The organism is Erwinia psychrophila (assembly GCF_039023475.1).
Lineage (GTDB): Bacteria > Pseudomonadota > Gammaproteobacteria > Enterobacterales > Enterobacteriaceae > Erwinia.
Genome location: NZ_JBCHVB010000002.1, coordinates 101,668 through 126,926 on the forward strand (window position 1 = coordinate 101,668; position 25,259 = coordinate 126,926).

A 25,259-nucleotide genomic window follows, 5' to 3' on the forward strand; every position below is an offset into this window, starting at 1 on the left:
CGCGTTTCGGCATCGCGGCACTCTTTAGCGCGGGGGAATTCAGCAATCATCCGGGTTTGCACAGCCAGCCGCCGCCAGCGATCTCAGCGCCAGCGTCTGGTTTTTAACAAGGTTCACACCCTGCGCCGCCACTTCAACCGACGCCAGCGTTCCTCCGTCGCTGAGTCGGGCTTTACTGGCTTCCAGCCAGCCGTCGCGGTATTTCAGCCAGGCGCGCTGCGCGCTGCGTAATTTGGCTTTTTGGGCATGATTAAGCGTCGTCATAAGGTCGGCATATGCTTTATTCATGTCACGCTCCCAGGCAAGATTTGCCGTGCGGTAACATTGCTGGATCGCCAGGGTAGTGGAGGCGCCCTCAAGACACTGCTGCTCTGCTCTGTCCACCGGATTACTGTCAGCATGGCTGGCAAAGGCGCACAGCAACCCTGCCAGCAGGAGGGTTTTTTTCATTAAGTTATCCTTTTCATTGCGTTGCGTAAAATTGATCTAAATCAATTTAGTGGCGATGAGTGACGCCGATCACATTATATCCGCTAAAGGTTGGCGCCGGGCTGACCGATACCTTCCTCGTCTATTTCTATCCTGCCACATCTGCCTTAACGAGGATCACATAAGATCATGCTTAGAAAAATCTCAATCCGTAACGGCCTGTTAGTGCTTCTGGCGCTAATGACGCTAATGCTGCTCAGCGTCAGCGTGATGGGCATTGTTGCTATCAGCAAAGGGAACCGCTCCCTCGATGTGATTAACCGCATCCAGGGCGTTGAGCAGAACAGCCTCTACCAGGCGAACGCATTGCTGCTGCGGGCCAGGACGGCCGGTGCGCTCTCTATCAGGAAGCTGGAAATTGGTCTTCTGGATGAGGCTGATGTGGCCACGGCGCGTGCTCAGGAGTACGCGGATAATTCACATAAATTGCTGAAGCGTTTTGTGGATGCCGGCACCGTGACGGCACAGGGTAAAACGCTGGCGGATGCGGTTGTCGCCAGCTACAACAGCTATATTGATAAAGGCATTACTCCCATGCTGACCTCGCTACAGCAGCAGGATTCCGGGGAATATTACCGTGTCCTGGAGGAGAACCTTTCCACGCTGAACGCCACCTTCAGTAAAGCGATGAATGATTTTAATCTCTATGCCGATGGTGTGACGGCCAGCCAGCTGGCCGATGCGGCCAGAAATGAAAAAATGCTGACGCTGCTGATCCTCTTCTGCGGCATTCTGACCGTGGCTTTGCTGACGATCTCCTGGATGTTACTGCGCTCACTTCTGCTTAAACCGCTGGATGCCGCGATAGAACATCTGGAATTTGTTGCCGCAGGCGATCTTACGCAGGCGCTGCCTGAAGGCGGTAAAAATGAGCTGGGTCGCCTCAATACGGCGCTGGCTGACATGCAGGCTTCTCTGCAACTTTCCGTCAGCCGCGTGCGTGACGCCAGCCTGCAAATTGATACGGGCAGCCGTGAGCTTGCCTCCGGCAACCTCAACCTTTCTCAGCGCACCGAAGAGTCAGCCGCTTCGCTTGAGCAGACCGCCGCCAGCATGGAGCAGCTGACCGCCACCGTGAAGCTGAACGCCGGAAACGCCGATCAGGCGCACCAGCTGGCGCGTTCGGTTTCCGATAGCGCCGATCGCGGCAGCGAAGTTGTCTGCTACGTGATTGAAAAAATGCAGCAAATCGCCAGCAGCTCTAAACGCATTGGCGACATTCTGGGCGTCATTGATGGTATCGCTTTCCAGACGAACATCCTGGCGCTGAACGCCTCGGTAGAAGCCGCTCGTGCCGGTGAACAGGGCCGTGGTTTTGCGGTGGTGGCGAACGAAGTCCGTAATCTGGCGCAGCGCAGCGCAACCGCCGCGAGAGAGATCCGTGAGCTGATCGTCGAGTCACAGGGCCGGGTGGATGAAGGATCGCAGATGGCAAGCCAGGCCGGGGAGACGATGGATGAGATCACCAGCGAAGTGACGCGTGTTACCACGCTGATGAAAGAGATCTCCAGCGCGTCACAGGAACAGAGCCGCGGTATTGAGCAGGTTAATATGGCGGTGACGCAGATGGATGAAGTGGCGCAGCAGAATGCGGCGCTGGTCGAACAGGCGACGGCAGCTACCCAGTCGCTGGAAGAGCAGTCTCAGCAGCTGGTGCAGTCAATGGCGGTATTTAAGCTGCATACGGCCTGACGAATTCCGGGCAAAAAAAGAGGGCCATCCTGAAGATCGCCCTCTTTTTTGTCGCCTGCAAAATGGCCTGACGTCAGGCGTCAGGATATTCGCGCAGGAAGCGTTCGGTATCCTCAACCATATCCGTATTGCCCACGAAGAAAGGCGAACGCTGGTGCAGCGTTTCCGGCATCAGGTCCAGAATACGGTTGGCGCCGTCGCTCGCCTTGCCGCCCGCCTGTTCGGCCAGGAAAGCCATCGGATTGCACTCATACAGCAGGCGCAGCTTGCCTTTCGGGTGGCTGGCGGTGCTGGGGTAAAGGTAGATCCCGCCCTTAAGCAGGTTACGGTGAAAATCCGCCACCAGCGAGCCGATATAGCGGGAGGTATAGGGACGATGGGTCGCCTGATCCTCTTCCTGACAGAACTTCAGGTACTTTTTCACGCCCTGAGGGAAGCGGATATAGTTACCTTCGTTAATGGAGTAGGTATAGCCTTTTTCAGGAAACGCCATTCTCTCCGCGCTGAGGCAGAAAACGCCCAGGGAAGGATCGTAGGTAAAGGCGTGTACGCCGCAGCCGGTGGTATAAACCAGCATGGTGGAGGAGCCATAGACCACGTAACCTGCCGCAACCTGCTGGCTGCCAGGCTGGAGGAAATCCTCTTCCGTTACCGGCGTGCCCATAGGGGTGATACGGCGGTAGATGGAGAAAATCGTGCCTACAGAGACGTTAACGTCGATATTGGAAGAACCATCAAGAGGGTCCATCAGCACCACGTACTTGCCGTTTTCCACGCCTTCGAAGATTACGATCTCATCTTCTTCTTCTGAAGCGATACCGGCAACGATACCGCGCGCTTTCAGCGCCGCTTTCAGCTTTTCGTTAGCGAACAGGTCGAGCTTCATCTGCTGTTCGCCCTGAATATTTTCAGCACCGCTGGCGCCTAAAATATCGACCAGTCCGGCTTTGTTGATATCACGGTGAATAATTTTCGCACCCAGCTTGATGGCGGAAATCAGCGCCGTCAGTTCGCCGGTGGCGTGAGGAAAGTCGTGTTGCTTCTCGACGATAAATTCGCCTAACGTTTTCATAACACTATCCCTGAATCTGCGGTTGAGCAGCAGCCTGAATTACAAACTGCCAACGAATGCGTACGCAGTTTAGCCGAATGAACGCGAAAGAACATAGGGCAAATCCGTTTCTTCCTTCCAGGGAGGGCGCTACACTGTGCCTCGAACTTTTCAGTAAACGGACCTGTTATGCGTATTCATATTCTCGGTATCTGCGGCACATTCATGGGCGGGCTGGCGGTTCTCGCCCGTGCGTTAGGTCATGAGGTCACGGGCTCAGATGCCAATGTTTACCCTCCGATGAGCACGCTTTTAGAAAATCAAGGTATTGATTTAATAGAAGGTTACGATGCTTCTCAGCTTAATCCTGCACCGGATTTGGTCATCATTGGCAATGCGATGACCCGTGGCAACGCCTGCGTTGAAGCCGTGCTTGAACGCAATATCCCCTATCTCTCCGGTCCGCAGTGGCTGCATGATTTCGTCCTGCGCGATCGCTGGGTGATTGCGGTAGCGGGGACGCATGGGAAAACGACGACGGCGGGCATGGCCGCCTGGATTCTGCAGGCCTGTGGACTCGAGCCCGGCTTTGTAATCGGCGGCGTGCCGGGGAATTTTGCCGTTTCGGCAACTTTAGGCAAAAGCCCGTTCTTTGTGATTGAGGCGGATGAATATGACAGCGCCTTTTTCGACAAACGCTCCAAGTTCGTTCACTACTGCCCGCGTACGCTGATCCTCAATAATCTTGAGTTCGATCATGCCGATATTTTTGACGATTTACGGGCGATCCAGCGCCAGTTCCATCATCTGATCCGCATTGTGCCGGGACAGGGCCGGATTCTGGTTCCTGAGCATGATGTTAACCTGAAGCAGGTGATCTCAATGGGCTGCTGGAGCGAGCAGGAGAGCCTGGGCGAAGGGGGACGCTGGCAGGCGAAAAAGCTGACGGCGGACGCCTCTCACTGGGAGGTCTGGCTGGACGGCGAGCGCGTGGCGGAAGTGAACTGGTCGCTGGTAGGCGAGCACAACATGCATAACGGCCTGATGGCCATTGCTGCCGCCCGGCACGTGGGGATCAAACCGGAAGATGCCGGCCACGCCCTGAATGATTTCATTAATGCGCGCCGGCGGCTGGAGCTGCGCGGTGAAGCGAACGGCATCCAGGTTTATGATGACTTTGCGCATCATCCGACCGCCATTCTGGCGACCCTGACCGCGCTACGCAGCAAAGTTGGCGGCACGGCCCGCATTCTGGCCGTTCTGGAACCGCGCTCAAATACGATGAAGATGGGGATCAGCAAGGAGGCGCTGGCGCCGGCGCTGGCCAGAGCGGATGAAGTTTTCCTGCTGCAGCCGCACCATATTCCCTGGCAGGTTTCGGAAGTGGCGGAGGCCTGCGTACAGCCGGCGCACTGGAGCGCGGAGGTGGATACGCTGGTGGAGATGGTGGCGAGAGCGGCGCAGCCGGGCGATACCATTCTGGTGATGAGTAACGGCGGCTTCGGCGGCATTCATCAGAAGCTGCTGGACAGGCTGGCGGGCTAAGCCTGGCCTGGATGGCTGTGCTGCCAGCGTAACCGGCCCGCAGCCATCCCGATAACGCCGCCGGGCCATCAGGGCCCCTCTTTACGTAAGCGGGGCCGTCCGGCTTACTGGGCGCCGGCAAGCTCGCGCAGATACTGGAAGATCTGGCGGGCGGATTTTGGCGGCTTGCTGGCGGCTTTTTCTTTCTGCGCGTTGCGGATCATCGAGCGCAGCTGCTGACGATCGGCGTCGGGATAAAGATTCAGCACTTCCTGCATGGCGTCGTCACCCTGTTCAACCAGACGATCGCGCAGCACTTCCAGCTTGTGGAAAAGCGCAACCTGCTGGTTGTGGCGGTTCTTCAGCTTGTCGAGCGCCTGGCGGATAGGATCTTCATCACGCGAGCGCAGCATTTTGCCGATCAGCTGCAGCTGGCGGCGGCGGCCCTCTTTTTTGATCTTCTGAGCCAGTTCGATCGCCGCACGCAGATCTTCATCCAGCGGAATTTTATCCAGTGAGTTCTTGCTTAGCTCTACCAGTTCTGCACCCAGGCGCTTCAGCTCCTCGGCATCACGTTTTATTTCACTCTTGCTGACCCAGATAATCTCTTCATCTTCTTCTTCTTCGTTATCTGGTACATCATCGAGCCAGTCGTCGGGCTGTTTGGTCATGGGAGGCTCCCTAAAAAAGAGGCTAATGCTATCAGGAAACTGAGGTACTGCGAAATTGTTCTCTGAGTCTGTTAGACTCAAATTAACCTTAAACACCGAAGAGTTTGCAAAACTGGCACAGGCACAGGCCAGAAAGCCCTCTGCTAATTATATGGTAGGTCGATGAAATTACTCTCCCAAGTTGCAGAACAGCGTAAAACCCTCGAAGAGGCGGTCGCGACAGCACTCGATCTGGCTAAGGTCAGCACCGATGGAGCAGAGGTCGCCGTCACAAAAACGACCGGCATCAGCGTCAGCACCCGCTATGGCGAAGTGGAAAATGTCGAATTCAACAGCGATGGTGCGCTTGGCATCACCGTTTATCATCAGAATCGCAAGGGCAGTGCGTCGTCCACCGATCTGAGTCCCGAGGCGATCGCACGCACGGTGCAGGCGGCGATCGATATCGCCCGCTTTACCTCACCCGATCCTTTTGCCGGCGTCGCGGATCGTGAGCTGCTGGCGTTTGATGCGCCGGATCTGGATCTGTTTCACCCCTCCGATCTCGATCCCGACCGGGCTATTGAGCTGGCGGCGCGGGCAGAGCAGGCCGCACTGAAAACCGATACCCGCATTACCAACACGGAAGGCGGCAGCTTTAACAGCCATATCGGCATGAAGGTGTTCGGTAACAGCCACGGCATGATCCAGGGCTATTCCTCAAGTCGTCACTCCATCTCCAGCAGCGTGATTGCAGAGGCAAACGGCGACATGGAGCGTGATTATGCTTATACCATTGGCCGCGCCATGGAAGATCTGGCATCGCCTGAATGGGTAGGTGAAGAGTGCGCCCGCCGTACGCTGTCTCGCCTTTCACCGCGCAAACTTTCCACCATGAAGGCGCCGGTCATTTTTGCCGCAGAAGTCGCCACGGGCCTGTTTGGTCATCTGGTCGGGGCGATCAGCGGCGGCAGCGTCTACCGCAAGTCCACCTTCCTGCTGGATGCGATGGGGGAGCAAATTCTGCCGGAATGGCTGACCATTCAGGAGCAGCCACACCTGCTGAAAGGGCTGGCGTCCTCACCGTTTGACAGCGAAGGCGTGCGTACCACGCAGCGCGACATTATCAAAGATGGCGTACTGCAAACCTGGCTACTGACCAACTACTCGGCGCGTAAGCTGGGGCTGCAAAGCACCGGCCATGCGGGCGGCATCCATAACTGGCGCATCGCAGGCCAGGGCGACAGCTTCACGCAGCTGCTGAAAAGAATGGGCACCGGCCTGGTCGTCACCGAGCTGATGGGGCAGGGCGTCAGCGGCATTACCGGCGACTACTCGCGTGGTGCGGCTGGCTTCTGGGTGGAAAATGGTGAGATACAGTATCCGGTGAGTGAAATCACTATCGCCGGCAACCTGAAGGATATGTGGCGTAATATCGTCACCGTTGGCAGCGATATAGAAACCCGCAGCAATATACAGTGCGGCTCGGTACTGCTGCCGGAGATGAAGATCGCCGGGCAGTAAAATACCGTCAGATCTGTTTTCAAAAAGCGTCCCTCCGGGCGCTTTTTTTGTCTCCTGGATATTTCACGCATCCAGCGTACTGTAATTTTTAATCCGGTAATTTAAGCATCCTTTTTAAAATATCTATTTTATTGTGCCGGGGGCGTGAATAAGCCTGTAGGGTTAGCGCCAGAAAAAAGATAATTCAGTGATATTGTGCTGATGAGCAGAATAGTTTCTGAATAAGAATTTATCCCGCAATGACAAAGGTTCACCTTTCCCGAAGCGTCACCCTGGCCCGCCATCTTCCCGCGGTAATTATAAGTTTTTCCTATCTATTTTCATCCACAGGCTTTTTTCCCCATCGCGTAACGCGGGCAATATATTGGCTATGCATCATAAAACCGATGTTTCTGTGATAAACCTCAAATTAATGCATATTTTGTGTTGAATTAACGGTTTTGTGATTCAGTCGTCGCCGGGGGAGGGGATTTCCACTTTGAAGTGGAAAAAGTCGGGCTACAAACCTGGCGCTGAGAAAGTTAATTTGGCTGCATCAGGAATTAACGATGTTCCGCGCCAGTGCCGGAACGGAAAATGGGGAGTATAGCGTGGGAAATGGAGCGGTATCGGTGAATACGGCGAAAGATGACCTGGCGATCCAGGCGCTGGCGGAAAAAGTCATGGCGCAGATCGCCGGACTCTTTGCAGCCCGGGGGATCGTACCCACGGCGGTGCAGCAGCAGATGCTGGTCTCACACGTTAAGGCGATGGCGCTGCGATCGCTGACGGGCGAGCCGCTGCCGGAGGTGGAAGCGGAGCTGTTTGAGGATATCTCTCCCGAATCCATGTCGCTGGCGCAGCAGGTGGTCGATCTCTTCGGCAATCTGCCGCAGGAAGAAGCCTGGCTGCTCTCGGTACATTTTGAAGTCGCGAAAGAGAACGACGAATAAGCCTGGCAGACAGGTGCCCGGCTTAAGGGGGGTCTGTCCTGCCATCAACATTATGCAACGGCAATATAAGGAATAAATCATGTCACAAGTCATCGTAGTGATCGGCGATCGTTTAGGAAAGGGCCAGAAAGTCGCGGCCGGCGTGGAGAAAGCCGGTGGTAAAGCCATTGTGGTGCCCGGCGTGGCGGCAGATATGAAGCTGGGTGACGTCATGAAAGCGGAAGGGGCCTCGTTCGGCATCTCTTTTTGCGGCAGCGGCGGTGCGGGTGCAATCACCGCGCAGAACAAATATGGCTATAAAGCGAAGCACGGTATGCGCTCCGTAGATGAAGGCGTCACCGCCATCAACGAAGGGGCTAACGTGCTGGGTTTCGGCTTTATGGATAAGGAAGAGCTGGGCGAAAAGCTGGTTCAGGCCTGGAACAAGAAGCATGGTAGCTGACCGATGAAGGAGCACTTCACGACGACGGTAAACGTCAGCGGCAAAGGTGACAGCAAAGCGCGCGCCTTTGCCGATGCGCTTTCCAGGGTGCAGAACACGCTGCTGAAATCGACCAGTAAAGTGCTGTTGCGTATTGAGCCGCAGGAGGTGCAGGTAGTCAGCGCCCGGGAGCGCGTCAGAAAAGAGAAGTTCCTGTTTTTCTTTCTGGCGAGAGAGCGGCGGAGCTACAGCGTGGAGCTGAACATCACCGTCAGCGTGACCGTGATTGACGTGGAAAAAGTTGATTTCGTCGCACAATAAAGCCCTGCCCTCGGGGCAGCAATAATCATGATTTAAAAACGTTGGCGTAAGCCTGAAAGGAAAGACTGATGTTTTTAATAATTCTCTTTAAGTCGCTCATCATCGGCGGACTTGTCGGTGTGGGCGTAGGCGCGGGTGCCGCGCGTATGTTCCATGCCCCGACAACGCAGGGGATGGGGGCGTTTCGTACACTGGGTGAACTGAATTCCTGTGAAGGCGATCCGGCTTCTCACTTCTCATTTGGCCTCGGGTTTTTCTTTAATGCCTGGGCCTCCTCCGTGGCGGCGGGTTCGTTCACGCAGGACGTTGATCACCGCATTATCCCTCACTGGGGCACCGCCGCGCTGATGGTTAAAAACCGCAACGTGGCCGAAACGATGCACGATCCGAAGAAGATGGCGGTTGCCTGCGGGATTATCGGCATGATCGTGGTCGCCTTCCTTAACACCACCGCTTCGGCCGTTCCGGCTGCGTTGCAGGTAACGGCGGTTAAGGTGCTGGTGCCAGCCGCTAACCTGCTGGTCAATACCGTGATGCCCGTGATCTTCTGGCTGGCCGCTATTGATGCCGGTAAAAAATCGGGCTTCTGGGCCACCATCTTTGGCGGACTGGCGCAGCTAATCATGGGCAATGCCGTACCGGGTCTGGTACTGGGCATCCTGATCGGTAAAGGCGTTGAAGAGAGCGGCTGGAACAAAGTCACTAAAACCATGATGGTCGCTATCGTTCTGCTGTTTGTGCTTAGCGGTTTCTTCCGCGGCTTTGATTTAAAAGTGCTGGAATCCTTCCAGCTGGGCGTGCCGGGCTGGCTGGATATGATCCACAACACCCTGAGCGGTAAATAAGAGGACGATAAGAATGGAAGAGTCAAAAAGCGGTTTCTGGTATGCCGACTGGTCATTCCCGATTTTTGTCGGCCTGCTCTCTGCCGGGGTGTTTGCGGGAACGCATATGTACTACGTTTACGGCCTCGGCGCCTTTAACGAGGTGGCCTTTGTCTCCATGCTGCGGGCCGGAATGGAAACCGGCGTCTACGGCGCGGTAGCGGCGTTCGGCGCCAGCTTCCTGTTCGCCCGTATTATCGAAGGATCGCTGGTCGGTATTCTGGATATTGGTGGCGCCATTCAGACCGGCGTCGGCCTGGGCGTACCCGCACTGCTGCTGGGCGCGGGCATTATCTATCCGTTGGCGAATTTCGCCGCCTCGCTGATCACGGGGCTGGTACTGGGCCTGGCGATTGGCTACGTCATCATTCTGGCGCGTAAGTTCACCATCAATAACAGCGATTCGACCTATGGGGCGGATGTGATGATGGGTGCCGGTAACTCCTCAGGCCGGTTCCTGGGCCCGCTGATTATCCTCTCGGCGATGGCCGCCTCTATTCCTATTGGCCTGGGATCGCTGATTGGCGCACTGATGTTCTATCTCTGGAACAAGCCCATTACCGGTGGCGCGATACTGGGCGCCATGCTGCTGGGCGCTATCTTTCCAGTCGCCCTCTGAGGAAACGGCGGCCTGCTCAACCGGAGCAGGCCGCTCTGACGGATGCGCAGGCATCCGGTGATACAGGAGTTTGCCATGTTTGATCTCATCATTCGTCGGGCGCGTCTTGCTGATGGCAGCCTGACCGACGTCGCGGTTCGCGATGGAAAAATTGCCGCGCTGGGCGAGGTGCAGGGCGAAGCGTCCTGCGAGCGCGATCTTGCCGGGCGTTACTGGCTGAGCGCGGGCTGGATCGACTCTCACGTTCACTGCTATCCCAAATCACCCATCTATCATGATGAGGCGGATCGGGTGGGTGTTGAAACCGGCGTCACGACCGTCGTCGATGCTGGCAGCACCGGCGCCGATGACGTCGACGAATTTTACCAGCTGACCCGCGGTGCCAGTACCCATGTCTATGCTCTGCTGAACATCGCCCGCACCGGCATCGTCACGCAGAACGAGCTGGCGGATATGAACCAGATCGATAAGGCGTGCGTTTGCAACGCGGTCAGACGCCTGCCCGATTTTATTATCGGCCTCAAGGCGCGCATGAGCAGCAGCGTGGTGGGGGCTAACGGCATTCAGCCGCTGGTCCGGGCCAAGGCGATTCAGCAGGAAACCGGCGGTTTACCGCTGATGGTTCATATCGGCAATAATCCGCCCGATCTGGATGAGATTGCCGATCTGCTGCACAGCGGCGACATCATCACTCACTGCTATAACGGCAAGCCGAACCGCGTGCTGACGCCGTCGGGCGAGCTGCGTGCCTCGGTAAGCCGTGCGCTACAGCGGGGTGTCCGGCTGGATGTGGGGCACGGCACCGCCAGCTTCAGCTTTGAGGTGGCCCGCGTGGCGATCGCGCAGGGGATCCTGCCGCACACGATCAGTTCCGATATCTACTGCCGTAACCGCCTCAACGGCCCGGTCTTTACCCTCGCGCATGTCATGTCCAAGTTCTTCAGCGTAGGTATGACGCTGCCGCAAATCATCGCCTGCGTGACTACCCAGGCGGCAGAAGGCCTGCGCCTGCATGATAAGGGCAGGCTTGAGGTGGGGGGCGACGCTGACCTGACCATTTTTGATGTCAGAGAGGAAACCTGCCTGTTTACCGACTCCGAAGGGCAGTCGGTGGCGGGAGAGAAACAGCTGGTGCCGCTTGCCGCCGTTGCGGGCGGAGAGTGGTTCACTACCGACGAAGGGAAAAAGCATCATGTCTTCGATTTATGAAAAATATGACCTGAAGCAGGTCATCAACGCCTCAGGTCGCATGACCATCCTCGGTGTCTCAACGCCTGCCGCCGACGTCGTCGATACGGTGAAGTACGGCCTGAATCACTATTTTGAGATAAAGGATCTGGTGAATAAAACCGGCGCCTATATTGCCGGGCTGCTCGGTTCGGAGGACGCGGTGGTTGTCTCCTGCGCCTCCGCCGGCATCGCGCAGTCTGTCGCCGCCGTTATTGTCAAAGATGACGAATGGCTGCTGGAGAACCTGCATGCCGCGCCGCTGATTGTGCCGCACGATATCGTTGTGCCGAAAGGGCATAACGTCAACTACGGTGCGCCGGTCGGCACCATGGTGACGATGGGGGGCGGCCGTCTGGTCGAAGCTGGCTACGCCAATGAGTGTTCCCCGGCTCAGCTTGCCGCCGCGATAACGCCGCAGACCGCCGCCATTCTCTATATCAAATCGCACCACTGCGTGCAGAAAAGCCACCTCAGCGTGGAACAGGCCGCCAGGGTCGCCCGCGAGCATGGCGTGCCGCTTATCGTGGATGCGGCAGCGGAAGAAGATTTGCAGTGCTACTACCAGTACGGTGCCGACCTGGTGATCTACAGCGGGGCCAAAGCGATCGAAGGGCCAACCAGCGGGCTGGTGATGGGACGCAGGCAGCACGTCGAGTGGGTGAAGCGTCAGTCTATGGGCATCGGACGCGCCATGAAGGTCGGCAAGGAGGGTATTCTTGGCCTGACGCAGGCGATTGAAAACTATCTGGTGCAGGAGAAAGTTTCCGGCGCGCAGATGGTGGAAAAAATGACCCCCTTTATCGACAGCCTGAACGGCCTGGCGGGCATCACCGCCCGTGTAGTCTGGGATGCGGCCGGCCGCGATATCGCGCGGACCGAAATCCACTTTGACGAAGCCGTCATTGGTCAGACGACAGGCGACATCGTGCAGGCGCTGAAAACGGGTGAGATCGCCATCTATTTCCGGGGCTACAAAGCTAACGAAGGCATCGTTGAAGTTGACGTGCGCAGCGTCTCACCCGAACAGCTCAATACGATTTACGTGTGTATTAAAGCCCTGCTGACAGGAGAGAGAAAAGCATGATGCTGAAACCGAAATTTTATCAGAACCGCGTATGCCTGAACGTGCTGGCCGGTTCAAAAGAGAATGCCCGGGAGATCTGGCAGGCCGCGGAAGGCCATGTGCTGGTGGGCGTGCTGTCGAAAAATTATGATAGCGTCGCGAGCGCGGTGGCCGATATGCGTGAGTATGCTGCGCTGATCGATAATGCGCTTTCGGTCGGCCTGGGCGCGGGCGATCCTAATCAGTCGGCGATGGTCAGCGCCATCTCCGCCGAGGTACAGCCTCAGCACGTGAATCAGGTCTTTACCGGCGTGGCGACCAGCCGTGCGCTGCTGGGACAGAGTGAAACCCTGGTGAACGGCCTGATTTCACCTACCGGCACGCCCGGCCTGGTGAAGATCTCTACCGGTCCGCTCAGTTCGCAGGCCGCTGACGGTATTGTCCCGGTTGAAACCGCCATCGCGATGCTGAAAGACATGGGCGGCAGCTCGGTAAAATACTTTCCGATGGGCGGCCTTAAGGCGATTGAGGAATTCAAAGCCGTGGCTGACGCGTGCGCACAGCAGGATTTCTGGCTTGAACCTACGGGCGGCATCGATCTGGAAAACTATGAAGCGATCCTGAAGATCGCGCTCGACGCGGGCGTCAGCAAAGTGATCCCGCACGTCTACAGCTCCATTATCGATAAGGCTTCAGGCAATACCCGACCTGCCGACGTCAGCACCCTGCTGGCTATCACGAAAAAACTGGTCGGTTAAGCCGGTACGGCGGGCAGTCTGCCCGCCTTTTCAGACGGATGTTAAGGTCAGGCGGAGGGGAAGCGGGCCGTAAAGATGACGTCTGGACGCCGGATGACGATACGCGTACCTTGAGACTGTCATAACAGGCGCTCTGCCGGAAACGGCGCGGCGGCACAACTCACCGTTTTGTTCCGCCAGCGGCATCTTCTTACTGGCTGATGACAGCAGGGCGACCGGCGGGCCTTCGCTGCGGATGTTAATGCTGTCGTTATTTTTTGCGGGCCGGTATGCGGCCCCTCTTATCAGGACGGGGAGAACCGTGAGATTTCCAAACCATCGCCTTGCCCAACTTTTTGATCTACTCCAGAACGAAACCCTGCCGCAGGACGAGCTTGCGCGCCGCCTTGAGGTGTCAACGCGCACCGTGCGCACCGATATCACCACCCTGAACGAACTGCTGGCGGATCACGGCGCCCGCTTTGTCCTGAGCCGGGGCGAGGGCTATCAGCTTAAAATAGAAGATGCGGCCCGCTACGGCGCGCTGCGCCAGCAGTCGCCTTCGCCGCTGCGTATCCCCCGCACTTCTGCCGCCCGCGTGCACTATCTGTTAACTCGTTTTCTCACCTCAGCCTTTTCGCTGAAGCTGGAAGATCTGGCGGACGAGTGGTTTGTCAGCCGCGCCACGCTACAGAGTGATATGGCTGAGGTCAGAGAGTGGCTCGGACGCTATCAGCTGGCGATTGAAACCAAACCTCGCTACGGCATGAAGCTGTTTGGCAGCGAGGTAGCGATGCGGACCTGCCTGACGGATTTGCTCTATCAGATAGCGCTGGAGGACAGCGACGATCCGCTGCTGCGTCAGGAAGCCCTTAACAGCAGTATGCTTGAGACGCTCCAGCCGCTGCTGCAGCACTGCCTCAGCCGCTTTCACATTCGCATGTCCGACGACAGCGAATTCTATCTGCGGCTCTACTGCGCCGTGGCCATCCGGCGTATCAGTGAGGGCTACCCGCTTCAGGAGTTCAGCGCAGAGGATGTGGATGAAGATGTCAGGGATGCCGCACGCCATATTATCAATCTGCTGAGGCCGATGACCGGCAAGGCTATTTCACCTTCTGAAGAAGCCTATCTCCGCGTCAATATTGCGGCGCGGCGGGTGGAAGAGATCGCGCCGAGCGCTATCAGCCCGGATGACAGCGAATCGCTGGTGGACTACATCCTCAGCTACATCAACGCTCACTACAACTTCAATCTGCAAAACGATCCGCAGCTGCGTGCTGACCTGCTGACGCACATCAAAACGATGATTACCCGCGTCCGCTATCAGATAAATATTCCCAACCCGCTGCTGACCAATATTAAGCAGCACTATCCGATGGCCTACGATGTAACCCTGGCGGCAGTCTCCAGCTGGGGAAAATATACGCCCTATGCGATCAGCGAAAATGAGATCGGTTTCCTGGTGCTGCATATCGGTGTCGGGCTTGAGCGGCACTATAACGTCGGCTACCAGCGCCATCCGCAGATCCTGCTGGTATGCGATACCGGCAATTCGACGGTACGCATGATCCAGGCGATGCTGCTGCGCAAATATCCGCAGATTATCGTCAGTGGTATTGTTTCCCTGCGGGAATATGAGCAGCAGGCGAGCATTGAGGCGGATTTCGTAATCTCCACCGTCCGGCTGAGCGAAAAAGATAAGCCGGTGGTGGTGATGTCGCCTTTCCCGACCGAATATCAGCTGGAGCAGATTGGCAAGCTGGTGCTGGTGGATCGCACCCGTCCTTATATGCTGGAGAAGTTTTTCGACGCCAGCCACTTTCTGATTATCGACCAGCCGATGGAGCAGACAGAACTGTTCCGCACGCTCTGCAACCGGCTCGAAGAGGAAGGGGTGGTGGACGAAACGTTCTATCCCTCGGTTGAAGAGCGTGAAGCCATCGTCAGTACGATGCTGGGCGAAGGGATTGCGCTGCCGCACTCGCTTGGCCTACTGGCGAGGAAAACGGTGGTCTATACCGTCCTGGCTCCGCAGGGCATCGCCTGGGGGGAGGAAACGGCCTACGTGATTTTCCTGCTGGCGATCAGCAAAACGGAATATGAAGAGGCGATGGCAATTTACGATCTCTTCGTCACTTTTATGCGGGAAAGGGCGATGACGCGGCTGCGTGAGAGCCCCGATTTTGCCAGCTTCAAGTCGGTAGCCATGGATTGCTTAAGCCGGCTGTAACAGAAAACTGGCAGTACAGGATGCCGGACGGGTAGCGGGAAAGGATTCATGCGAGGGAGAGAATCATCCGTCCGCGCGATAAGGCACGGACGGACAAAGGACTATTTCAGAATGGTAAAGGCGGTAGTAACGTGCTTCACGCCGCTGACGCGGCTGGCAACATCGGCGGCGGCTTTCGCTTCTGACTCCGTCACCAGACCGAGCAGGAAGACTTCACCGTTCTCGGTAGTCACCTTCACATTTGACGACTTCACCTGCTCACTGCCCAGCAGCTGAGAGCGGATTTTGGTGGTGATCCAGGTATCGGATGACGCCGTGCCAAAGGTCACTTTGCTGCCGGTGCGGATTTCGTTATAGACCTCAGTGGCACCGTCCACGCCCATCGTAATCTGTTTGGCGCGGCTGGCTATCTCACTCGTTGGCGCCTGGCCGGTTAACAGTACTTTACCCTGATAGGCGGTGGCAACGATGTGCGCGTCGGTTTTGATCTGTTGATCTTTACTCAGCGCGTTACTGACGCGGAGTTCCAGCGTTCCGTCGTCTACCTGAGTTCCCATGGTCCGGGGATCCGTAGCGGTTTTCGTGGCGACCGCTGCGCTGCCCACAACCGCAGCCACACAGCCTTGTAGCATCAGTGCGGTAAGAACAACGGCAATGGCGGAGAGTGCTTTCATGTAAGCTCCTTAAACGTCCTGGTGGGGAAACAAGGTGTTGTCGATCAAATCGCACAGGCAATTGACGGTTAACATATGCATTTCCTGAATCCTCGCGCTTCGGTGCGAGGGAATACGAATTTCCACATCGTGCGGACCCAGCAGGCCGGCGAGTTCGCCGCCGTCATAGCCGGTCAGGGCGACAATGGTCATATCCCGCGTGACGGCCGCTTCAACCGCTTTCACAATGTCACGGCTGTTGCCCCGGGTTGAGATGGCCAGCAGAATGTCGCCAGCGTGGCCCAGCGCACGAACCTGCTTGGCATAAATTTCATCATGCAGACGGTCATTACCGATGGCGGTCAGCAGGACATTATCCGCACTCAGCGCGACGGCGGGCAGGCTTGGCCGTTCGGTTTCATAACGGTTAATCATACTGGCTGCAAAGTGCTGGGCGTTGGCGCTTGACGTACCGTTGCCACAGCTCAGGATTTTGTTGCCGTTGAGCAGGGACTGTACCATGGTGATTGCCGCCCGTGAAATGGCATCCGGTAACGCTTCGGCGGCGGCAATCTGTGTTTGAATACTCTCGGTAAAACAGACTTTTATTCTTTCCAGCACTTCTTTCACCTGGTTTATGGTGGCGAAAACGACTCCGCCGTAAATGCATTGGGCAACCAGTCAATTTCTGAGCCGGTTATGGCGACCACATCAAAACGGCAGTCGACGCTCTCGAGACTGGTTCCGCGTGCGCGCAGCCACAATGCGGCAGCGCGCAGCAGCTTTTGCTGCTTGCGACGGGTGACGCTGGCCGCCGCGCCGCCAAACAAGGCGTTACGCCGGTAGCGTACCTCGACAAAAATCCATGTCTGCCGATCGCGCATGATCAGGTCGATTTCACCAGACCGGTAACGCACGTTCGCCGCTTCGAAAGCCAATCCTGCTTTCTCCAGCAGACGGCGGGCCTGCTGTTCATGCAGCGCCCCCGCCTGCTGGCGACTCAGGATGCCGGGACGATTTGCCCCTGACGATACTGGTTCCATGTCAACTTCCTGTTGATAACGCACTCCTGGGTCGCGCTCAGGCCGCCGGTTTCTCCCTGGATCCGGAAGTCCGGCATCTGGCGCATATCATCAAAATGGTTAGCCAGCGTCCAGGCGTCCACGCCCATCGCATAGAGGCGGACCAGCGAATAATCATTATTGAAGTTCTTCACTGCCTGCTGCATCAGCGCCGGATTGGTACCGGAAAGCAGCGGGATATCGCTAAACTGCACGCCATCCATCTCCAGGCGGTAGTCCGGTCCGGCGCCCGCCTGATAGCTGCGCGAGCTGGCGTAAATTTTCACCATGCTGCGGCTGCTGACGCGCATTGAGATCATCGGCTTAATCAGCGCCATTTCACTCTGGTTGGCGACGATATAAACCGAATCCACGCTGCCGCCTTCCGCAGCCGGTGGCGTCTCTTCTACCGGCGCCGGAATGGTCAGCCCCGCAATGGTCACTCCCTGCGGCTGCTGTGGCTGGACATTCACCGGCGTACCGGAAAGGCGCAGGCCCGCTCCGCTGTTAATCCCCTGCTTCAGCTCGCTGACTGAACCAAACAGCTGTTGCAGCACGGTGCCGCCGCCCAGCGTTTGCCATTCCAGGGCGAAGGCTTTACTGACCCGGTCGCCCAGCGAACTGCGCGGTAGCATCAGCAGCGGCGAACGTACGCCCTGTTCCCACATATGATGGGCGGCATCCCGCGCTTCGTCTTCAGGAGAAAGCGCAAAGTAGCACAGATTCGGACGGTTCTGGATGGTGCCCGGCTCATTCAACGCAAGGATATTCAGCGGCGTTTGCAGGCTGTAGAGCTTCTCGACGTTGGATTTGATCAGGGGACCGACGACCAGCGTTGCGCCATCCTGCTGGGCCTGGGTAAGGATCTGGTCGATAGGCTGTGAGCTGGTGTCGTAAATCTGCACCTGGGCCGAACTTGATGGCGGGGCAGTCTGCGCGACATTGCCGTTCTGCGCCACGGGCTGAGCGGGCTCCTCAACCGGTGCTGGGCTGGGTTCACCCTCAGTATTGCCCGGCGCTTCGATTGGCGCAGCGGAAGGACTGACGACCGCTGACGGATCGGCCGGATTCGCCTCGGCCGCCGGCGCAGATGAGAGGTTTTCCGGTGCCTGCATGGGGGCTGCGGACTGCGCCAGCACACCGTTTCTGGCGTCGTTAAATCCCTTCTCAATGGCGTTAGCAAAGACCTTTGCCTGACCGTTGAGCGGCAGCAGCAGCGCAATTTTTCCGGTTGAGGATTGCTGATAATTCTGCACCTGGCTCAGCGCCGTTGGCAGCATTTTCGCGCCGGGATTGTGAGGATAGCGGGTTTGCCAGTCGCCAATCGCCGCCTTCAGCATCTCCGGGTCGCTGCTGTTAGATTTATAGACGTTGAGCAGATCTAACCAGCCCTGGAGCGTGTTTTCATCGGCGTTGATAACCAGATTGTTCATCTGTTGCGGGGTAATCTGCACCAGCGTTTGCCAGGTCGCATCAATATTCTGTTGCTTGTCGGCGGGGGAGGAGAGCAGCGGCTCCTGCGCAATATAGGCACGAAGCACCTCAAGCGAAGGACGACCCTGGTGGGTGGCAATCACCAGCTGATAGTAGCGCGCTTTCTGCGTTTCAGAGAGTGCGCCCACCTCGATCTGACTCAGCAGGGCAGCGGCGCCGCTAAGGTCCTGCTGCACAACGCTTAACTGCGCTTTCAGCAGGTCGCTTTCCTGACGCTGCGTTTTGTTGAGCGTCTGCGGCAGTTTGCCGATCAGATCGACGGCCTGGGGGATCTTCTCTTCTTTCAGCAGCGCTCTGATTGCGAGTAATTGCCAGTCAACCTTGTTATCATCGTCGCTTTGCTGCATCTGTTGCAGATAGTAATCAGAAGAGCCCGTTGCTGCGCCCTGCACGTTCGCCACCGGCGCCTGCGGGTCCTGGCTGGTACATCCGGCAAAAAGGAGCGCGGCCAGCAGCAGGGAAAAGCAGCGTCCTGCTTTGTTATGAATGACTTTCGAAGGAAGCATACTGTATCCAGTGATGTTTTTTTCAAGATGCTCAATATTAAATCGGCAATTCGGATCTCACAATGAAACAACACGATCGGGCAGAGATTTCTGCCAGCACGCTCTATATTGTTCCCACACCGATCGGTAACCTGGGCGATATCACTCAGCGTGCGCTGACAGTGCTCTCAAACGTCGATCTGATCGCAGCGGAAGATACACGTCATACCGGGCTGTTGCTACAACATTTCGCCATCAATGCGCGCCTGTTCGCATTGCACGATCACAACGAACAGCAGAAGGCGGAGTCCCTGCTGGCGAAGCTGCGCGAGGGACAAAGCATTGCGCTGGTTTCCGATGCGGGCACGCCGCTGATCAACGATCCCGGCTACCATCTGGTGCGCCTGTGCCGCGAAGCGGACATCCGCGTGGTGCCGCTGCCGGGCGCCTGTGCCGCCATTACCGCATTAAGCGCGGCAGGGCTGCCGTCCGATCGTTTTTGTTACGAAGGGTTTCTTCCCGCTAAAAGCAAAGGCCGCTGCGATACGCTGCGCGCGCTTGAGCAGGAAGCGCGCACGCTGATTTTTTACGAATCCACCCACCGTCTGCTGGAGAGTTTACAGGATATGGTGACGGTTTGGGGAACGGATCGTTATGTCGTGCTGGCGCGTGAAATCACTAAAACCTGGGAAACGATAAAGGGCGCTCCGGTTGGCGAACTGCTGGCATGGGTGCAGGAAGATGAAAACCGCCGTAAGGGCGAAATGGTGCTGGTGGTGGAAGGGTATCATGCGCAGGAAGATGCGCTGCCGCCGGAAGCGCTGCGCACCCTGGCGCTGTTACAGAAGGAGCTGCCGCTGAAAAAGGCCGCCGCGCTGACCGCTGAGATCCACGGTGTGAAGAAGAATGCGCTCTATAAGTACGCGCTGGAACAGCAAGAGGGGTGACAAACCGCGTGGAATGCCCTATTATCCGCGCCGAAGCTGACCAGACAGTCGCCGCTTTGTTGCCGTCCTCCTTCGGGGGAGACAGACAGAGGGGAGGAAAGTCCGGGCTCCATAGGGCAGGGTGCCAGGTAACGCCTGGGGGGCGCAAGCCTACGACCAGTGCAACAGAGAGCAAACCGCCGATGGCCCAGAAATGGGATCAGGTAAGGGTGAAAGGGTGCGGTAAGAGCGCACCGCGCGTCTGGCAACAGTTCGCGGCACGGTAAACTCCACCCGGAGCAAGGCCAAATAGGGGTTCACAAGGTACGGCCCGTACTGAACCCGGGTAGGCTGCTTGAGCCAGTGAGCGATTGCTGGCCTAGATGAATGACTGTCCACGACAGAACCCGGCTTACCGGTCAGCTTCAACACATTCAGTAAAAACCCGCTCCGGCGGGTTTTTTGCTTTCCGCAGGATGGAAAGATGAATGGCCACTCAGAAATATGTTGATGGAAGAGCGTGTTTTACCGTTTAGCTACGGACTCATTTAGCCTCTCCAGTTATTCTGGTTTTTGCTCTGGAAGGAATCAGAACTTTATATACAGTCACGCCGGCCATTATTACCCCGCCAGCAAATAATGCTTTTTCTTCTTTATCTTCGCGCAGCATCCTTCCTGGAACAAACCCCAACGGTTCACATTTATTGAGCGTTTACAGCAGCCTTATCGCACTTTTCAGCCATAATGTAGATAAGAAACAGGCCGTTTATCCCCGGAAACAGTTTTTTGCAGCAGTCCTTTTCAAACGGAGTAAGATGGCTCCGAAACCCTTTCGACAGGCGCAGGAGAACGCAGCATGAATACTGGACCCTTAACGGAAGAAGAACTGGAGTGGCTGGACAATGTTCTGCTTGAATACGGCAATGACGCCTCCGTCATGGATGTTTCTGAACTGGACGGCATGTTGACCGCCCTTCTCTCCGGCCCGAATGTGGTGGAACCGGCTCTCTGGCTGGCGGCACTGTGGGGCGATGAAGACGATCGGCCTGAATGGCCTTCCGACGAGAAGAGGGAGCGCTTTCAACAGCTAACCTGGCAGCATATGAACGACATTGCCGAAAGGCTGAACGATGCGCCGGATCAGTTTGCGCCGCTGTTTGGCATCAGTGAGATGGACGGCGAAGAGTATACCGTTGTGGAAGACTGGTGTGTTGGCTACCTGCGCGGCGTAGCGCTGGGGGACTGGGCAGCGCTGCCGGAGCAGCAGCAGAAAGCGCTGGACGCCATTGCGCTTCACGGTATGGAAAGCCGTTTCTCTGAGCTTGAGCAGATGACGCCGGAAGCCTATGTGCAGAGCCAGAACGCGATTGGCCCGGCAGCGCTGACGCTGCATCGTTACTGGCTGCCGCTGCGCGCTTCAAAACTGAACTAGGCCGCAGGCTGTATTGACAACACCGGGCGCATGTCCCGGTGTCTGTTGTCAGACTGGTAAATCAATCACCAGCGCCCGCAGCGGGGTGCTGGCCGTCAGCGTTACGCTCTCTTCTTCCTGAATAAACGCACCATCTCCGCAAACCAGCGCCTGTCTGGAGCGGGAAGGTGTGCCGACGTTTAACGCGCCGTGTATCGATTGCAGATAAGCCTGGCGGCCACGCAACGCAATGGTTTCCACCTCGCCGGGTTCAAGCTGTAGCTGATGAACCCAGACCTGCTGACGAAGCTGCAGGCTGTTCTCCGCGCCGTCCGGCGAGGCCAGCAGCAGATGGCGCTGATTGGGCGGCATAGCCAGACGCTGCACCGCCGCACTTTCACGCGTTGGGGCCGCATCCAGCCAGAGCTGCATACGCGTCAGCGCCTGTTCTTTACTGTTATTATGTTCACTGTAGCTGACGCCTGGCTGGGTAGAGAGCAGCAGCGCTTCCCCACTGCTGGCGGTAACGTGGTTGCCTTCGCTGTCGCGATATTCCGCCTCGCCTTGCAGGATCAGATTCAGAACATCGACCTTTGGGTAGGTTCTGGGTTGAAAGGAGGCCCCTGGTGTCAGCACTTCCTGATTGAGCACGCGTAAAGAGGCGTAGCCCAGTAATTTTGGATCAAAATAGTGGCCAAAGGAAAAGGTGTATCGCGACTGTAGCCAACCGTAATCAGCCTTGCCACACTCTTGCGCGGTGCGACTGGTAATCATGAAATCCTCCCATCCGGCCGCTCGTATTTCCGGCCGTTTATGATGTTCTTATAGTAAGTTTCTGGACGCAGGATTGTTAGCCAGTTAATCTGCTTGGCATGTTCAAATTTACTGACAGAGAAATGCTATGGCAAAAGACCGTGCGCTGACGCTGGAAGCATTACGCGTAATGGATGCTATCGATCGTCGGGGCAGTTTTGCGGCGGCGGCGGATGAGCTGGGACGTGTTCCTTCCGCCTTAAGCTATACCATGCAGAAACTGGAGGAAGAGCTGGACGTGGTGCTCTTCGATCGCTCCGGCCACCGGACCAAATTCACCAACGTCGGGCGGATGCTGCTGGAGCGTGGCCGGGTGCTGCTCGAAGCGGCGGATAAACTGACCACCGACGCCGAAGCGCTGGCCAGAGGCTGGGAAACCCATCTGACAATCGTCAGCGAAGCGCTGGTGCCCTGCCGCTATCTCTTTCCGCTGATCGATAAGCTGGCCGTGAAGGCGAATACCCAAATCTCGCTGGTGACGGAAGTGCTGGCCGGGGCCTGGGAGCGGCTGGAGCAGGGGCGGGCAGATATTGTGATTGCGCCCGATTTGCATTTTCGCGCCTCCTCAGAAATTAATACCCGCAAGCTCTACAGCATGATCAGCGTGATTGTCGCCAGCCCGGATCACCCCATTCACGATGAGCCAGAGCCGCTTTCCGAAGTGACGCGCGTAAAATATCGCGGTATCGCGGTGGCGGATACCGCGCGGGAGCGGCCGGTGCTGACCGTGCAGCTTCTGGACAAGCAGCAGCGTCTGACGGTGAGCTCTATCGAAGATAAGCATCGCGCCTTGCTGGCAGGGCTGGGCGTGGCGTCGATCCCCTATCCGATGGTGGAAAAAGATATTGCGGAAGGTCGCCTGCGCGTCGTCAGCCCGGAATATACCCAGGAGGTGGACATTATTATGGCGTGGCGGCGGGACAGTATGGGAGAGGCGAAAGCCTGGTGCCTGCGTGAAATTCCGAAGCTTCTGGCGAAGCAGCAGAAATAAGCCCTATCTTGGATCGGGACAGGCGATTGCACCTGCCGGACAGCGAACTTCCGGCAGGTCCGTACGTGGCATTTAGCGTAAGCGGAAGCGCTCATCCCTGCCATGCGGCTCATCCCAGTTAAAGGCCGGCCCCAATGAAATCACGCCGGACGGATTAATGGTGGTATGGCTGCGGTAGTAATGATGGCGGATATGCGCCAGATCGACCGTTTCTGCCAGCCCCGGCATCTGATAAATTTCCCGCAAAAATCCGTTGAGGTTGAGATAGTCGCTGATGCGGTGCTTATCGCATTTGAAGTGGGTGACGTAAACCGGATCGAAGCGAACCAGCGTGGTCCAGAGGCGCAGGTCAGCCTCGGTCAGCCGATCGCCGGTCAGGTAGCGGTGCTGTCCCAGCATCTGTTCAAGCCGGTCAAGCGAGCTGAACAGGGCGGTAACCGCTTCATCATAAGCTTCCTGCGAGGTGGCAAAACCGGATTTGTACACGCCGTTGTTGACCGTGTCGTAAACCCAGCTATTCACTTCATCGATTTTGTCGCGCAGCGCGACAGGATAATAATCCCCCGCACGCGCACCCACGCCATCAAACGCGCTATTAAACATGCGCAGGATATCGGCTGATTCATTACTGACGATGGTGTTCTGCTGCTTATCCCAGAGCACGGGAACGGTGACGCGCCCGGTATAGTCGCTATCCGCGTGCAGATAAAGCTGATAGAGGAAGTCATTCTGATAAAGGCTGTCGCCGGTGGCGCCAGGGAAGGCCTCATCGAAGGTCCAGCCGTTTTCCTGCATCAGGGGATGAACGACGGAGACGGAGATCATCTGTTCCAGTCCTTTCAGCTTGCGCATAATCAGCGTACGGTGCGCCCAGGGACAGGCAAGAGAAACGTAGAGATGGTAGCGGCCCGCCTCAGCCTGAAAACCCGCTTTGCCAGTGGGTCCGGCTTCGCCGTCAGCGGTTACCCAGCTGCGCCAGGCGGATTCAGAACGCTTAAAGCGGCCACCGGTGGATTTGGTGTCGTACCAGTTATCGTGCCAGACACCCTCGATAAGTTGTCCCATTAGCGGGCTCCTTGACGTTTATTTGGCTGTTTATTTCCGGGGGGGTTGATGAGATAACAGCTTACCTCACCCTGCGCTACGTGAAGTCGATCTGCATTACAGAGAAGCATAACAGATTGTACGGAGGTGATTATTACCGCCCCTGGTTTTCCCGTATCTGGCTTATTAAGCCTGTCGCCATTTCATAGCTGTAAAGCGTTATCTGTCAGTCACTGAATGAATTTTTCTGATAAAAATAAAAAAAGGCTATCAAGGCTATCGGTGAATGCGGATTACCCGTTGGCCCTTATTTATTTTTACTGTTTCCGCTCAGATAACGCCCGGATGCTTTAACGCTGAGGCAGTTAAAGCCGGAATACTATTTAAAGCATCCGGGAGAACGTTAGCCGCGCAATAAAAGAGAGGCAGGGCAGCAATCGGCTGGCCCCGCCTGTTTTATTATGCCGCTGCTTTAGCGCCGTTCAGTTTTGTTTTTTTGCGCAGCAGGTGGTCGATGCTGATTGCGCCCGGGCCGGTGATGAACAGCAGCAGATAGCCACCAGCAATGCTCAGGTTCTTCATAAAGTTGATGGAGTTACCCGCCACTGAGGCATCGCTGTGAAACAGCACAGCGGTCAGCAGAGTAAAGACCACGGTGACGATAGCGGTAAAGCGGGTCAGGAAGCCAAACAGGATCGCCAGACCGCCGCCGAATTCAAGCAGGATGGTCAGCGGCAGGAAGAAGCCGGGAACGCCCATGCTCTCCATATACTGCTGAGTCCCTTCATAACCGGAAATCTTACCCCAGCCAGCAACAATAAACAGGATTGGCATCAGAATACGTGCCACCAGGAACCCTGCATCTTCGAATTTTTTCATGATTAACTCCAGCAATAATTGTTAGTCTGGCGACGATGCCAGCCGCTATTTCTTCAGGCATAACGCGACGTTGAGCGCAGTACCTTTCGTTGCTGGAGATAATATTCGCGTAAGGGGATTTTTGTAAGCGAG

The 25,259-nt window shown here is 56.7% G+C and carries 26 protein-coding genes and 1 other RNA gene; 16 read left to right on the plus strand and 11 right to left on the minus strand.

Translation table 11 applies throughout. From position 1 onward, the window contains the following. Window positions 1-39: 39 nt before the first annotated feature. Window positions 40-450, minus strand: coding sequence for a lysozyme inhibitor LprI family protein (locus AAH446_RS06535; protein WP_342905915.1), 411 nt, complete (start codon window positions 448-450; stop codon window positions 40-42). Between the two features lie 168 nt (window positions 451-618). Between AAH446_RS06535 and AAH446_RS06540 the strand changes: the two genes are divergently transcribed. After that, window positions 619-2,181, plus strand: a complete 1,563-nt coding sequence (locus AAH446_RS06540) for a methyl-accepting chemotaxis protein (RefSeq protein WP_342905916.1) — start codon at window positions 619-621, stop codon at window positions 2,179-2,181. A gap of 73 nt (window positions 2,182-2,254) precedes the next feature. Here the strand turns inward: AAH446_RS06540 and fbp are convergent, their stop codons facing one another. Then, window positions 2,255-3,253, minus strand: a complete 999-nt coding sequence (gene fbp, locus AAH446_RS06545) for a class 1 fructose-bisphosphatase (RefSeq protein ID WP_342905917.1) — start codon at window positions 3,251-3,253, stop codon at window positions 2,255-2,257. Window positions 3,254-3,421: 168 nt separating this feature from the next. On the opposite strand from fbp, the gene mpl reads away from it, so the two are divergent. After that, entirely contained in the window at window positions 3,422-4,777 is a 1,356-nt protein-coding gene (gene mpl / locus AAH446_RS06550) for a UDP-N-acetylmuramate:L-alanyl-gamma-D-glutamyl-meso-diaminopimelate ligase (RefSeq protein WP_342905918.1), read from the plus strand. Window positions 4,778-4,881: 104 nt separating this feature from the next. On the opposite strand, the gene yjgA is transcribed toward mpl, so the two are convergent. After that, window positions 4,882-5,427 (minus strand): ribosome biogenesis factor YjgA, encoded by a 546-nt coding sequence (yjgA, locus tag AAH446_RS06555; protein WP_342905919.1) that lies wholly within the window; start codon window positions 5,425-5,427, stop codon window positions 4,882-4,884. 162 nt (window positions 5,428-5,589) lie between these two features. On the opposite strand from yjgA, the gene pmbA reads away from it, so the two are divergent. From pmbA to AAH446_RS06605, 10 genes are all read left to right on the plus strand, one after another. Further along, window positions 5,590-6,930, plus strand: coding sequence for a metalloprotease PmbA (gene pmbA / locus AAH446_RS06560; RefSeq protein WP_342905920.1), 1,341 nt, complete (start codon window positions 5,590-5,592; stop codon window positions 6,928-6,930). Between the two features lie 548 nt (window positions 6,931-7,478). After that, on the plus strand, window positions 7,479-7,862 hold the full coding sequence (locus tag AAH446_RS06565; RefSeq protein ID WP_342905921.1) for a glycine dehydrogenase: 384 nt from the start codon (window positions 7,479-7,481) through the stop codon (window positions 7,860-7,862). A gap of 79 nt (window positions 7,863-7,941) precedes the next feature. Then, window positions 7,942-8,304 carry an SFCGS family glycine-rich protein gene (locus AAH446_RS06570; protein WP_342905922.1) on the plus strand — a complete coding sequence of 121 codons (363 nt, stop codon included), beginning with the start codon at window positions 7,942-7,944 and terminating at the stop codon, window positions 8,302-8,304. Between the two features lie 3 nt (window positions 8,305-8,307). Beyond that, window positions 8,308-8,604, plus strand: a complete 297-nt coding sequence (locus tag AAH446_RS06575; protein ID WP_342905923.1) for a DUF4312 family protein — start codon at window positions 8,308-8,310, stop codon at window positions 8,602-8,604. Window positions 8,605-8,672: 68 nt separating this feature from the next. Continuing rightward, complete coding sequence (locus AAH446_RS06580) at window positions 8,673-9,449, plus strand: DUF4311 domain-containing protein (RefSeq protein WP_342905924.1); 777 nt, start codon at window positions 8,673-8,675, stop codon at window positions 9,447-9,449. Between the two features lie 13 nt (window positions 9,450-9,462). Beyond that, window positions 9,463-10,107, plus strand: coding sequence for a DUF4310 family protein (locus AAH446_RS06585; RefSeq protein ID WP_342905925.1), 645 nt, complete (start codon window positions 9,463-9,465; stop codon window positions 10,105-10,107). A 75-nt stretch (window positions 10,108-10,182) separates the two neighbouring features. Continuing rightward, window positions 10,183-11,316 (plus strand): amidohydrolase/deacetylase family metallohydrolase, encoded by a 1,134-nt coding sequence (locus tag AAH446_RS06590; RefSeq protein WP_342905926.1) that lies wholly within the window; start codon window positions 10,183-10,185, stop codon window positions 11,314-11,316. Further along, window positions 11,300-12,421 (plus strand): DgaE family pyridoxal phosphate-dependent ammonia lyase, encoded by a 1,122-nt coding sequence (locus tag AAH446_RS06595; RefSeq protein WP_342905927.1) that lies wholly within the window; start codon window positions 11,300-11,302, stop codon window positions 12,419-12,421. The genes AAH446_RS06590 and AAH446_RS06595 overlap by 17 nt, the downstream gene beginning before the upstream one ends. After that, a complete protein-coding gene (gene dagF / locus AAH446_RS06600) occupies window positions 12,418-13,158 on the plus strand; it encodes a 2-dehydro-3-deoxy-phosphogluconate aldolase (protein WP_342905928.1) in 741 nt (246 codons plus the stop codon). Before AAH446_RS06595 ends, dagF begins: the two co-directional genes overlap by 4 nt. Window positions 13,159-13,459: 301 nt before the next feature. Further along, complete coding sequence (locus AAH446_RS06605; protein ID WP_342905929.1) at window positions 13,460-15,370, plus strand: BglG family transcription antiterminator; 1,911 nt, start codon at window positions 13,460-13,462, stop codon at window positions 15,368-15,370. A 101-nt stretch (window positions 15,371-15,471) separates the two neighbouring features. On the opposite strand, the gene dolP is transcribed toward AAH446_RS06605, so the two are convergent. Genes dolP through AAH446_RS06625 form a run of 4 tightly spaced genes read right to left on the minus strand, consistent with a single transcriptional unit; the run spans window position 15,472 to window position 19,084 of the window. Next, window positions 15,472-16,044 (minus strand): division/outer membrane stress-associated lipid-binding lipoprotein, encoded by a 573-nt coding sequence (gene dolP, locus AAH446_RS06610; RefSeq protein WP_342905930.1) that lies wholly within the window; start codon window positions 16,042-16,044, stop codon window positions 15,472-15,474. 9 nt (window positions 16,045-16,053) lie between these two features. Further along, window positions 16,054-16,644: a DnaA initiator-associating protein DiaA gene (gene diaA, locus AAH446_RS06615; RefSeq protein WP_342905931.1), complete on the minus strand. Its 591-nt coding sequence runs from the start codon at window positions 16,642-16,644 to the stop codon at window positions 16,054-16,056. Window positions 16,645-16,658: 14 nt separating this feature from the next. Beyond that, the gene (locus AAH446_RS06620; protein ID WP_342905932.1) at window positions 16,659-17,066 is read right to left on the minus strand and encodes a YraN family protein; all 408 of its coding nucleotides are present in this window, start codon (window positions 17,064-17,066) and stop codon (window positions 16,659-16,661) included. Continuing rightward, window positions 17,024-19,084, minus strand: coding sequence for a penicillin-binding protein activator (locus AAH446_RS06625; protein WP_342905933.1), 2,061 nt, complete (start codon window positions 19,082-19,084; stop codon window positions 17,024-17,026). The genes AAH446_RS06620 and AAH446_RS06625 overlap by 43 nt, the downstream gene beginning before the upstream one ends. A gap of 62 nt (window positions 19,085-19,146) precedes the next feature. Here AAH446_RS06625 and rsmI point away from each other — a divergent pair, with 62 nt between their 5' ends. Next, a complete protein-coding gene (gene rsmI, locus AAH446_RS06630; protein ID WP_342905934.1) occupies window positions 19,147-20,010 on the plus strand; it encodes a 16S rRNA (cytidine(1402)-2'-O)-methyltransferase in 864 nt (287 codons plus the stop codon). 32 nt (window positions 20,011-20,042) lie between these two features. After that, window positions 20,043-20,420, plus strand: an RNA gene (gene rnpB, locus AAH446_RS06635) — RNase P RNA component class A. A 113-nt stretch (window positions 20,421-20,533) separates the two neighbouring features. Here the strand turns inward: rnpB and AAH446_RS06640 are convergent. Further along, window positions 20,534-20,659 (minus strand): hypothetical protein, encoded by a 126-nt coding sequence (locus AAH446_RS06640; RefSeq protein ID WP_342905935.1) that lies wholly within the window; start codon window positions 20,657-20,659, stop codon window positions 20,534-20,536. 186 nt (window positions 20,660-20,845) lie between these two features. Here AAH446_RS06640 and AAH446_RS06645 point away from each other — a divergent pair, with 186 nt between their 5' ends. Beyond that, a complete protein-coding gene (locus tag AAH446_RS06645; protein WP_342905936.1) occupies window positions 20,846-21,421 on the plus strand; it encodes a UPF0149 family protein in 576 nt (191 codons plus the stop codon). Between the two features lie 48 nt (window positions 21,422-21,469). Here AAH446_RS06645 and AAH446_RS06650 read toward each other — a convergent pair whose 3' ends face one another. Beyond that, window positions 21,470-22,174 carry a pirin family protein gene (locus AAH446_RS06650; RefSeq protein WP_342905937.1) on the minus strand — a complete coding sequence of 235 codons (705 nt, stop codon included), beginning with the start codon at window positions 22,172-22,174 and terminating at the stop codon, window positions 21,470-21,472. A gap of 127 nt (window positions 22,175-22,301) precedes the next feature. Here AAH446_RS06650 and AAH446_RS06655 point away from each other — a divergent pair, with 127 nt between their 5' ends. After that, entirely contained in the window at window positions 22,302-23,204 is a 903-nt protein-coding gene (locus tag AAH446_RS06655) for a LysR family transcriptional regulator (protein ID WP_342905938.1), read from the plus strand. A 72-nt stretch (window positions 23,205-23,276) separates the two neighbouring features. Here AAH446_RS06655 and AAH446_RS06660 read toward each other — a convergent pair whose 3' ends face one another. Both AAH446_RS06660 and AAH446_RS06665 read right to left on the minus strand, forming a co-directional pair. Continuing rightward, complete coding sequence (locus AAH446_RS06660; RefSeq protein ID WP_342905939.1) at window positions 23,277-24,269, minus strand: glutathione S-transferase family protein; 993 nt, start codon at window positions 24,267-24,269, stop codon at window positions 23,277-23,279. A 438-nt stretch (window positions 24,270-24,707) separates the two neighbouring features. Then, window positions 24,708-25,127: a DoxX family protein gene (locus AAH446_RS06665; protein ID WP_342905940.1), complete on the minus strand. Its 420-nt coding sequence runs from the start codon at window positions 25,125-25,127 to the stop codon at window positions 24,708-24,710. Window positions 25,128-25,259: the final 132 nt, after the last annotated feature.

Coding starts and splice junctions, on each gene's coding strand:
- AAH446_RS06535 (WP_342905915.1), bottom strand. CDS start 450: ATGAAAAAAACCCTCCTGCTGGCAGGGTTGCTGTGCGCCTTTGCCAGC.
- AAH446_RS06540 (WP_342905916.1), top strand. CDS start 619: ATGCTTAGAAAAATCTCAATCCGTAACGGCCTGTTAGTGCTTCTGGCG.
- fbp (WP_342905917.1), bottom strand. CDS start 3,253: ATGAAAACGTTAGGCGAATTTATCGTCGAGAAGCAACACGACTTTCCT.
- mpl (WP_342905918.1), top strand. CDS start 3,422: ATGCGTATTCATATTCTCGGTATCTGCGGCACATTCATGGGCGGGCTG.
- yjgA (WP_342905919.1), bottom strand. CDS start 5,427: ATGACCAAACAGCCCGACGACTGGCTCGATGATGTACCAGATAACGAA.
- pmbA (WP_342905920.1), top strand. CDS start 5,590: ATGAAATTACTCTCCCAAGTTGCAGAACAGCGTAAAACCCTCGAAGAG.
- AAH446_RS06565 (WP_342905921.1), top strand. CDS start 7,479: ATGTTCCGCGCCAGTGCCGGAACGGAAAATGGGGAGTATAGCGTGGGA.
- AAH446_RS06570 (WP_342905922.1), top strand. CDS start 7,942: ATGTCACAAGTCATCGTAGTGATCGGCGATCGTTTAGGAAAGGGCCAG.
- AAH446_RS06575 (WP_342905923.1), top strand. CDS start 8,308: ATGAAGGAGCACTTCACGACGACGGTAAACGTCAGCGGCAAAGGTGAC.
- AAH446_RS06580 (WP_342905924.1), top strand. CDS start 8,673: ATGTTTTTAATAATTCTCTTTAAGTCGCTCATCATCGGCGGACTTGTC.
- AAH446_RS06585 (WP_342905925.1), top strand. CDS start 9,463: ATGGAAGAGTCAAAAAGCGGTTTCTGGTATGCCGACTGGTCATTCCCG.
- AAH446_RS06590 (WP_342905926.1), top strand. CDS start 10,183: ATGTTTGATCTCATCATTCGTCGGGCGCGTCTTGCTGATGGCAGCCTG.
- AAH446_RS06595 (WP_342905927.1), top strand. CDS start 11,300: ATGTCTTCGATTTATGAAAAATATGACCTGAAGCAGGTCATCAACGCC.
- dagF (WP_342905928.1), top strand. CDS start 12,418: ATGATGCTGAAACCGAAATTTTATCAGAACCGCGTATGCCTGAACGTG.
- dolP (WP_342905930.1), bottom strand. CDS start 16,044: ATGAAAGCACTCTCCGCCATTGCCGTTGTTCTTACCGCACTGATGCTA.
- AAH446_RS06620 (WP_342905932.1), bottom strand. CDS start 17,066: ATGGAACCAGTATCGTCAGGGGCAAATCGTCCCGGCATCCTGAGTCGC.
- AAH446_RS06625 (WP_342905933.1), bottom strand. CDS start 19,084: ATGCTTCCTTCGAAAGTCATTCATAACAAAGCAGGACGCTGCTTTTCC.
- rsmI (WP_342905934.1), top strand. CDS start 19,147: ATGAAACAACACGATCGGGCAGAGATTTCTGCCAGCACGCTCTATATT.
- AAH446_RS06640 (WP_342905935.1), bottom strand. CDS start 20,659: ATGCTGCGCGAAGATAAAGAAGAAAAAGCATTATTTGCTGGCGGGGTA.
- AAH446_RS06645 (WP_342905936.1), top strand. CDS start 20,846: ATGAATACTGGACCCTTAACGGAAGAAGAACTGGAGTGGCTGGACAAT.
- AAH446_RS06650 (WP_342905937.1), bottom strand. CDS start 22,174: ATGATTACCAGTCGCACCGCGCAAGAGTGTGGCAAGGCTGATTACGGT.
- AAH446_RS06655 (WP_342905938.1), top strand. CDS start 22,302: ATGGCAAAAGACCGTGCGCTGACGCTGGAAGCATTACGCGTAATGGAT.
- AAH446_RS06660 (WP_342905939.1), bottom strand. CDS start 24,269: ATGGGACAACTTATCGAGGGTGTCTGGCACGATAACTGGTACGACACC.
- AAH446_RS06665 (WP_342905940.1), bottom strand. CDS start 25,127: ATGAAAAAATTCGAAGATGCAGGGTTCCTGGTGGCACGTATTCTGATG.